The organism is Pseudomonas sp. JE3303 (genome assembly GCF_056312565.1).
This window is the reverse complement of sequence record NZ_JBWGIF010000026.1, coordinates 1-9,546: the sequence shown is the minus strand read 5'-3', so window position 1 is coordinate 9,546 and position 9,546 is coordinate 1. Positions and strand designations below refer to the sequence as shown.

Annotated in this window: 1 protein-coding gene; it reads right to left on the bottom strand. The window is 62.4% G+C overall.

Annotated features, from left to right (window positions below; genetic code table 11):
- On the bottom strand, positions 1-9,546 hold a 9,546-nt coding region (locus tag AC0ZZU_RS23830), incomplete at both ends, for an immunoglobulin-like domain-containing protein (protein ID WP_476343883.1).

Below are 9,546 nucleotides of genomic sequence, written 5' to 3'. Positions count from 1 at the left end.
ACGGGAGCATCGACACTAGCGGTATAAACCATCGTGCCGCCCTCGGCGACGCTCGGCGTGGCGGTCAGGGTGACGGTCGAAGTGTCGGTCACGTCAGTGACCGCGGTGCTGACCGGCGTCGGGCTAGAGGTCAGATTTTCGTAGTTGCCCCCGCTTACAGCGGTGATGCTGTTGGTGACCGGGGCGTTGCCCTGGTAGGCATCGTTTGGCGCGGTGTAGTCGATGGAGCCAGAGCTTAGGCCAACGGCAATCGTGATGGCTTGGCCATTCGACAGGCTGACCACTACCGGTGTACCTGTAACTGGGGCCGCCACCGAAGCGGTGTACACGATGGTCCCGCCTTCGGCCACGCTCGGCGTGGCAGTCAGCGTAACGGTCGAGGTGTCGGTCACGTCGGTGACGGCTGTGCTGACCGGAGTCTGAGTTGAAGTCAGATTCTCGTAGTTACCACCGCTGACCCCGGTGATGCTGTTGGTGACCGGCGCGTTGCCTTGATAGGCGTCGTTCGGTGCGGTGAAGTTGACCGAACCCGAGCTCTGACCGACGGCGATGGTGATGGCTTGGCCATTCGACAGGCTGACGACAACCGGAGCACCAGTAACCGGAGCGCCCACCGACGCGGTGTACACGATGGTCCCGCCTTCGGCCACGCTCGGCGTCGCCGTCAGCGTAACGGTCGAGGTATCGGTCACGTCGGTGACCGCGGTGCTAACCGGTGTCGGGCTGGAGGTCAGGTTCTCATAGTTGCCGCCGCTGACCCCGGTGATGCTGTTGGTAACCGGCGCATTGCCTTGGTAAGCGTCGTTTGGCGCGGTGTAGTTGACCGAACCTGAGCTTTGGCCGACTGCGATGGTAATGGCCTGGCCGTTGGACAAGGTCACCAGGACCGGGGCACCAGTTACGGGCGCGCCGACACTGGCGGTGTAAACGATGGTCCCACCCTCGGCCACGCTCGGCGTGGCCGTCAGGGTAACGGTCGAGGTGTCGGTGACATCAGTGACTGCGGTGCTGACCGGAGTCTGAGTTGAAATCAGACTCTCGTAGTTACCGCCGCTGACGCCGGTAATGCTGTTGGTAACGGGAGCATTGCCTTGGTAGGCATCGTTCGGCGCGGTGTAGTTGACTGCGCCGGAGCTTTGGCCGACGGCAATCGTGATGGCCTGGCCGTTGGACAGGCTGACGACAACCGGAGCACCAGTAACCGGAGCGTCCACCGAAGCGGTGTAGACGATGGTCCCGCCTTCGGCCACGCTCGGCGTGGCGGTCAGGGTGACGGTCGAAGTGTTGGTGACATCGGTCACGGCTGTGCTGACCGGAGTCGAGCTGGAAGTCAGGTTTTCGTAGTTGCCGCCGCTGACCCCGGTGATGCTGTTGGTGACCGGCGCATAACCCTGATATGCATCGTTCGGTGCGGTGTAGTTGAGCGAACCGCTGCTCTGACCGACCGCGATGGTGATCGCTTGGCCATTGGACAGGGTCACTACCACTGGTGAACCGGTGACCGGAGCACCCACCGAAACGGTGTAAACAATGGTGCCACCCTCGGCGACGCTTGGGGTTGCGGTAAGAGTCACGATCGAAGTGTCGGTCACATCGGTGACAGCGGTGCTGACCGGCATCGGGCTGGAGGTCAGGTTCTCATAGTTGCCACCGCTGACGCCGGTGATGCTGTTAGTGACCGGCGCATTGCCTTGATAAGCGTCGTTCGGCGCGGTGTAGTTGACTGACCCCGAACTCTGACCAACCGCAATCGTGATGGCCTGTCCGTTGGACAGGGTTACCAGAAGCGGGGTACCAGTAACGGGAGCGCCGACACTGGCGGTGTAAACGATGGTCCCGCCTTCGGCCACGTTCGGCGTGGCGGTCAGGGTAACGGTAGAAGTATCGGTGACATCAGTGACGGCTGTACTGATTGACGCCGGGCTGGATGTGAGATTTTCGAAGTTGCCACCGGTAACGGACGTAATGCTGTTGGTGACCGGCGCATTGCCCTGGTAGACGTCGTTTGGTGCGGTGTAGTTGACCGAGCCGGAGCTCTGGCCGACGGCAATGGTGATCGACTGGCCGTTGAAAAGGCTGACCATGATCGGCGTGCCGGTGACTGGAGCATCTACAGACGCGGTGTAAACGATAGTCCCGCCTTCCGCCACGCTCGGCGTGGCGGTCAGGGTGACGGTAGAAGTATCGGTGACATCAGTGACGGCTGTGCTGACCGGCGTCGGGTTGGAAGTCAGATTCTCGTAGTTGCCACCGGTAACGGACGTAATGCTGTTGGTGACCGGAGCGTTGCCCTGGTAGGCATCGTTTGGCGCGGTGTAGTTGATGGAGCCCGAGCTTTGGCCAATGGCAATCGTGATGGCCTGGCCGTTCGACAGCGATACCAAAACTGGCGCTCCAGTCACGGGTGCGCTCACCGAAGCGGTGTAAACAACGGTTCCGCCCTCGGCCACGATGGGCGTAGCGGTGAGGGTGACTGTCGAAGTGTCGGTAACATCGGTAACCGCGGTGCTGACCGAGGTCGGGCTGGAGGTCAGATTTTCGTAGTTGCCACCACTGACAGCGGTGATGCTGTTGGTGACCGGGGCGTTGCCTTGGTAGACGTCATTTGGCGCGATGTAATTGACCGTGCCGGAGCTTTGGCCGACGGCAATGGTGATCGCTTGACCGCTCGACAGACTGACCACGACCGGTGTGCCGGTGACAGGCGCACTCACCGATGCGGTGTAAACGATGGTCCCGCCTTCGGCCACGCTCGGCGTGGCGGTTAGGGTGACCGCCGAAGTGTCGGTGACATCGGTGACGGCAGTGCTGACCGGTGCCGGGCTGGAGGTCAGACTTTCGTAGTTGCCCCCACTAATCTCGGTGATGCTATTGGTAACCGGAGCATTGCCCTGATAGGCGTCGTTCGGCGCGGTGAAGTTGATGGAGCCCGAGCTTTGGCCAATGGCAATCGTGATGGCTTGACCATTCGACAGGGTCACCACAACAGGCGTGCCGGTAACCGGAGCGTTCACCGACGCGGTGTAAACAATGGTGCCGCCCTCGGCCACGCTCGGCGTGGCGGTCAGAGTGACGGTAGAAGTGTCGGTGACATCAGTGACGGCTGTACTGACGGGAGTCGGACTTGAAGTCAGGTTCTCGTAGTTGCCGCCGCTGACAGCGGTGATGCTATTGGTGACCGGCGCATTGCCTTGATAGGCGTCGTTCGGCGCGGTGAAGTTGACCGAACCTGAGCTCTGGCCGACGGCGATGGTGATCGACTGACCGTTGGAAAGGCTGACTACGACCGGTGTGCCGGTGACGGGAGCGTCGACGCTGGCGATATAAACCACCGTGCCGCCTTCGGTGACGCTCGGCGTGGCAGTCAGCGTAACGGTCGAGGTGTCGGTCACATCGGTAACCGCCGTGCTGACCGGCGTCGGGTTGGATGCCAGGTTCTCGTAGTTGCCGCCGGTGACGGACGTAATGCTATTGGTGACCGGAGCGTTGCCCTGGTAGGCATCGTTCGGGGCGGTGTAGTTGACTGCGCCGGAGCTCTGGCCGACGGCAATCGTGATGGCCTGGCCGTTGGACAAGGTCACCAGGACCGGGGCACCAGTTACGGGAGCGCCGACACTGGCGGTGTAAACGATGGTCCCGCCCTCGGTCACGCTTGGCGTTGCGGTCAGGGTAGCGGTCGAGGTGTCGGTGACATCGGTCACGGCCGTGCTGACCGGAGTCGGGCTGGAGGTCAGGTTCTCGTAGTTGCCGCCGCTGACAGCGGTGATGCTATTGGTGACCGGCGCATTGCCTTGATAGGCGTCGTTCGGCGCGGTGAAGTTGATGGAGCCCGAGCTTTGGCCAACGGCAATCGTAATGGCTTGGCCATTCGACAGACTGACCACAACCGGCGCGCCGGTGACCGGAGCTCCCACCGAAGCGGTGTACACGATGGTGCCGCCTTCGGCGACGCTCGGCGTGGCAGTCAGCGTAACGGTCGAAGTGTCGGTCACGTCAGTAACCGCCGTGCTGACCGGGATCGAGCTTGAAGTCAGATTCTCGTAGTTGCCCCCGCTTACAGCGGTGATGCTGTTGGTGACCGGGGCGTTGCCTTGGTAGACGTCATTTGGCGCGATGTAATTGACCGTGCCGGAGCTTTGGCCGACGGTAATGATGATCGCTTGACCGTTCGACAGACTGACCACGACCGGTGTGCCGGTGACAGGCGCACTCACCGATGCGGTGTAAACGATGGTCCCGCCTTCGGCCACGCTCGGCGTGGCGGTTAGGGTGACCGTCGAAGTGTCGGTGACATCGGTGACGGCAGTGCTGACCGGTGCCGGGCTGGAGGTCAGACTTTCGTAGTTGCCCCCACTAATCTGGGTGATGCTATTGGTGACCGGAGCATTGCCCTGGTAGGCGTCGTTCGGCGCGGTGTAGTTGACCGAACCCAGGCTCTGACCGACGGCAATGGTGATCGACTGACCATTGGAAAGGCTCACCACGACAGGCGCGCCGGTGACCGGAGCATCTACAGACGCGGTGTACACGATGGTGCCGCCTTCGACCACGCTCGGCGTGGCAGTCAGGGTGACGGTCGAGGTATCGGTTACATCGGTGACCGCGGTGCTGACCAGAGTCGGGCTGGAGGTCAGGTTCTCGTAGTTGCCGCCGGTGACGAACGTAATGCTGTTGGTGACCGGAGCATTGCCCTGGTAGGCATCGTTCGGGGCGGTGAAGTTGACCGAACCGGTGCTCTGACCGACCGCAATAGTGATGGCCTGGCCGTTGGAAAGGCTGACCACGACCGGCGTGCCGGTGACGGGGGCATCGACGCTGGCGGTATAAACCACCGTGCCGTCTTCGGCGACGCTTGGTGTAGCGGTCAGGGTGACAGTGGAGGTATCGGTGACATCGGTGACAGCAGTGCTGACCGGCGTCGGACTTGAAGTCAGATTTTCGTAGTTGCCGCCGCTGACGGACGTAATGCTGTTTGTGACCGGCGCGTTGCCCTGGTAGGCGTCATTTGGCGCGGTGAAGTTGACCGAGCCGGAGCTCTGGCCGACGGCAATCGTGATGGCCTGGCCGTTCGCCAAGGTCACCACAACCGGTGTCCCGGTAACCGGTGCGTCGACCGAGGCGGAGTACACGATGGTGCCGCCCTCGGCGACGCTTGGCGTCGCGGTCAGAGTAACGGTCGAGGTATCGGTGACATCGGTCACGGACGTACTGATTGGCGTTGGGCTGAACGTCAGGTTCTCATAGTTGCCGCCGCTGACCCCTGTGATGCTATTGGTGATCGGCGCATTGCCCTGGTAGGCATCGTTCGGCGCGGTGTAGTTGACTGCGCCGGAGCTCTGGCCGGCGGCAATCGTGATGGCCTGGCCGTTGGACAGGCTGACGACAACCGGAGCACCAGTAACCGGAGCTCCCACCGAAGCGGTGTACACGATCGTGCCGCCTTCGGCCACGCTCGGCGTGGCAGTCAGCGTAACGGTCGAGGTATCGGTCACGTCGGTGACAGCGGTGCTGACTGGCGTCGGACTTGAAGTCAGATTTTCGTAGTTGCCCCCGCTGACAGCGGTAATGCTGTTGATGACCGGCGCGTTGCCCTGGTAGGCGTCGTTCGGCGCGGTGAAGTTGACCGAACCTGAGCTCTGGCCGACAGCGATGGTGATCGACTGACCGTTGGAAAGGCTGACTACGACCGGTGTGCCGGTGACGGGAGCATCGACGCTGGCGGTATAAACCACCGTGCCGCCCTCGGCGACGCTCGGCGTGGCGGTCAGCGTAACGCTCGAAGTGTCGGTCACGTCAGTGACGGCTGTGCTGACCGGAGTCGGGCTAGAGGTCAGATTCTCGTAGTTGCCGCCTGTAACGGACGTAATGCTGTTGGCGACCGGAGCGTTGCCCTGGTAGACGTCGTTTGGTGCGGTGAAGTTGACCGAACCGGTGCTCTGGCCGACGGCAATGGTGATGGCCTGGCCATTCAACAGGCTGACCACGACAGGCGCGCCAGTGACCGGAGCGCCCACCGAAGCGGTGTACACGATGGTCCCACCTTCGGCGACGCTTGGCGTGGCGGTCAGGGTAACGGTCGACGTGTCGGTCACATCGGTAACCGCCGTGCTGACCAGAGTCGGGCTGGAGGTCAGGTTCTCGTAGTTGCCACCCGTTACTCCGGTGATGCTGTTGGTGACCGGCTCGTTGCCCTGGTAGGCATCGTTCGGCGCGGTGAAATTGACCGACCCAGAACTCTGGCCAACCGCGATGGTGATCGCTTGGCCATTGGAAAGGCTGACCACGACCGGTGTGCCGGTGACGGGAGCATCGACGCTGGCGGTATAAACCACCGTGCCGCCTTCGGCGACGCTTGGCGTGGCGGTCAGGGTAACGGTCGACGTGTCGGTCACATCGGTAACCGCCGTGCTGACCAGAGTCGGGCTGGACGTCAGGTTCTCGTAGTTGCCGCCGCTGACCCCGGTAATGCTGTTTGTGACTGGCGCGTTGCCCTGGTAAGCGTCGTTCGGCGCGGTGTAGTTCACTGAGCCGGAACTCTGGCCGACGGCAATCGTGATCGCCTGACCGTTGGACAGGCTAACCACAACCGGCGTGCCGGTGACCGGAGCACCTACAGACGCGGTGTAAACAATCGTGCCGCCCTCGGCGACGCTCGGCGTGGCGGTGAGGGTGACGGTCGAAGTGTCGGTCACGTCAGTGACCGCGGTGCTGACCGGCGTCGGGCTGGAGGTCAGGTTTTCGTAGTTGCCCCCACTGACCCCGGTAATGCTGTTTGTGACCGGGGCATTGCCTTGGTAGACGTCATTTGGCGCGGTGTAGTTGACCGAGCCGGAGCTCTGGCCCACCGCAATCGTGATGGCCTGGCCGTTCGACAGGCTGACCACCACCGGCGTGCCGGTGACGGGCGCGCTCACCGAAGCGGTGTAAACAACGGTTCCGCCCTCGGCCACGCTCGGCGTGGCGGTCAGGGTGACGGTCGAAGTGTCGGTCACATCGGTGACCGCGGTGCTGACCGGAGTCGGGCTGGAGGTCAGGTTCTCGTAGTTGCCGCCGGTAACGGACGTAATGCTGTTGGTGACCGGAGCGTTGCTCTGGTAGGCATCGTTTGGCGCGGTGTAGTTGATGGAGCCCGAGCTTTGGCCCACCGCAATCGTGATGGCCTGGCCGTTGGACAAGGTCACCAGGACCGGGGTACCTGTTACGGGAGCGCCGACGCTGGCGGTGTACACGATGGTCCCGCCTTCGGCCACGCTCGGCGTGGCAGTCAGCGAGACGCTCGAGGTGTCGGTCACGTCAGTAACCGCCGTGCTGACCGGGGACGGGCTTAAAGTCAGATTTTCATAGTTGCCCCCGCTTACAGCGATGATGCTGTTGGTGACTGGGGCATTGTCCTGGTAAGCGTCGTTTGGCGCGGTGAAGTTGACCGAGCCGGAGCTCTGGCCGACCGCGATGGTGATGGCCTGGCCGTTCGACAGCGATACCAAAACTGGCGCGCCAGTAACGGGTGCGCTTACCGACGCGGTGTAAACAATGGTTCCGCCTTCGGCCACGCTTGGCGTGGCGGTCAGGGTAACCGTAGAAGTGTCGGTTACATCGGTGACAGTCGTGCTGACCGGCGTCGGGCTGGAGGTGAGATTCTCGTAGTCGCCACCACTGACAGCGGTGATGGTGTTGGTGACCGGCGCATTGCCCTGGTAGGCGTCATTCTGGGCGGTGTAATTGATTGAGCCCGAGCTCTGGCCCACGGCAATCGTAATCGATTGCCCATTGGAAAGACTGACGACAACTGGAGCGCCAGTGACCGAAGCGCTTACCGAAGCGGTGTAAACAATGGTGCCGCCTTCGGCGACACTCGGCGTGGCAGTCAGCGTAACGGTCGAAGTGTCGGTCACGTCAGTGACGGCTGTGCTGACCGGAGTCGGGCTGGAGGTCAGGTTCTCATAGTTGCCGCCGCTGACCCCGGTGATGCTGTTAGTGACTGGCGCGTTGCCCTGGTAAGCATCGTTCGGCGCGGTGAAGTTGACCGAACCGGTGCTCTGACCGACCGCGATGGTGATAGCTTGGCCATTGGATAGGCTGACTACGACAGGCGCGCCGGTGACCGGAGCGCCCACCGAAGCGGTGTACACGATGGTCCCGCCTTCGGCGACGCTCGGCGTGGTAGTCAGGGTAACCGTAGACGTGTCGGTTACATCGGTGACCGCCGTGCTGACTGGCGTCGGGCTGGAGGTCAGATTCTCGTAGTTGCCTCCGCTGACTCCGGTGATGCTGTTGGTGACTGGGGCATTGCCCTGATAGACGTCGTTCGGTGCGGTGAAGTTGACCGAACCGGTGCTCTGGCCAACGGCAATCGTAATCGAGTGGCCATTCGACAGGCTGACCACAACAGGCGTGCCGGTGACAGGCGCGCTCACCGATGCGGTGTAAACGATGGTGCCGCCTTCGACCACGCTCGGCGTGGCAGTCAGGGTGACGGTCGAAGTGTCGGTGACATCGGTGACTGCGGTGCTGACTGGCGTCGGACTTGAAGTCAGATTTTCGTAGTCGCCCCCGCTGACACCAGAGATGCTATTGGTGACTGGGGCGTTGCCTTGATAAACGTCGTTCGGGGCGGTGTAGTTGATCGAGCCTGAGCTCTGACCAACCGCAATAGTGATGGCCTGGCCGTTGGACAAGGTCACCAGGACCGGGGCACCAGTTACGGGAGCGCCGACACTGGCGGTGTAAACGATGGTCCCGCCCTCGGCCACGCTTGGCGTTGCGGTCAGGGTAACGGTCGAGGTGTCGGTGACATCGGTCACGGCTGTGCTGACCGGAGTCGGGCTGGATGTCAGGTTCTCGTAGCTGCCGCCGGTAACGGAGGTAATGCTGTTGGTGACCGGCGCGTTGCCCTGATAGGCATCGTTCGGGGCGGTGTAGTTGACTGCGCCGGAGCTCTGGCCGACGGCAATCGTGATGGCCTGGCCGTTGGACAGGCTGACGACAACCGGAGCACCAGTAACCGGAGCTCCCACCGAAGCGGTGTACACGATCGTGCCGCCTTCGGCCACGCTCGGCGTGGCAGTCAGCGTAACGGTCGAGGTATCGGTCACGTCGGTGACAGCGGTGCTGACTGGCGTCGGACTTGAAGTCAGATTTTCGTAGTTGCCCCCGCTGACAGCGGTAATGCTGTTGATGACCGGCGCGTTGCCCTGGTAGGCGTCGTTCGGCGCGGTGAAGTTGACCGAACCTGAGCTCTGGCCGACAGCGATGGTGATCGACTGACCGTTGGAAAGGCTGACTACGACCGGTGTGCCGGTGACGGGAGCATCGACGCTGGCGGTATAAACCACCGTGCCGCCCTCGGCGACGCTCGGCGTGGCGGTCAGCGTAACGCTCGAAGTGTCGGTCACGTCAGTGACGGCTGTGCTGACCGGAGTCGGGCTAGAGGTCAGATTCTCGTAGTTGCCGCCTGTAACGGACGTAATGCTGTTGGCGACCGGAGCGTTGCCCTGGTAGACGTCGTTTGGTGCGGTGAAGTTGACCGAACCGGTGCTCTGGCCGACG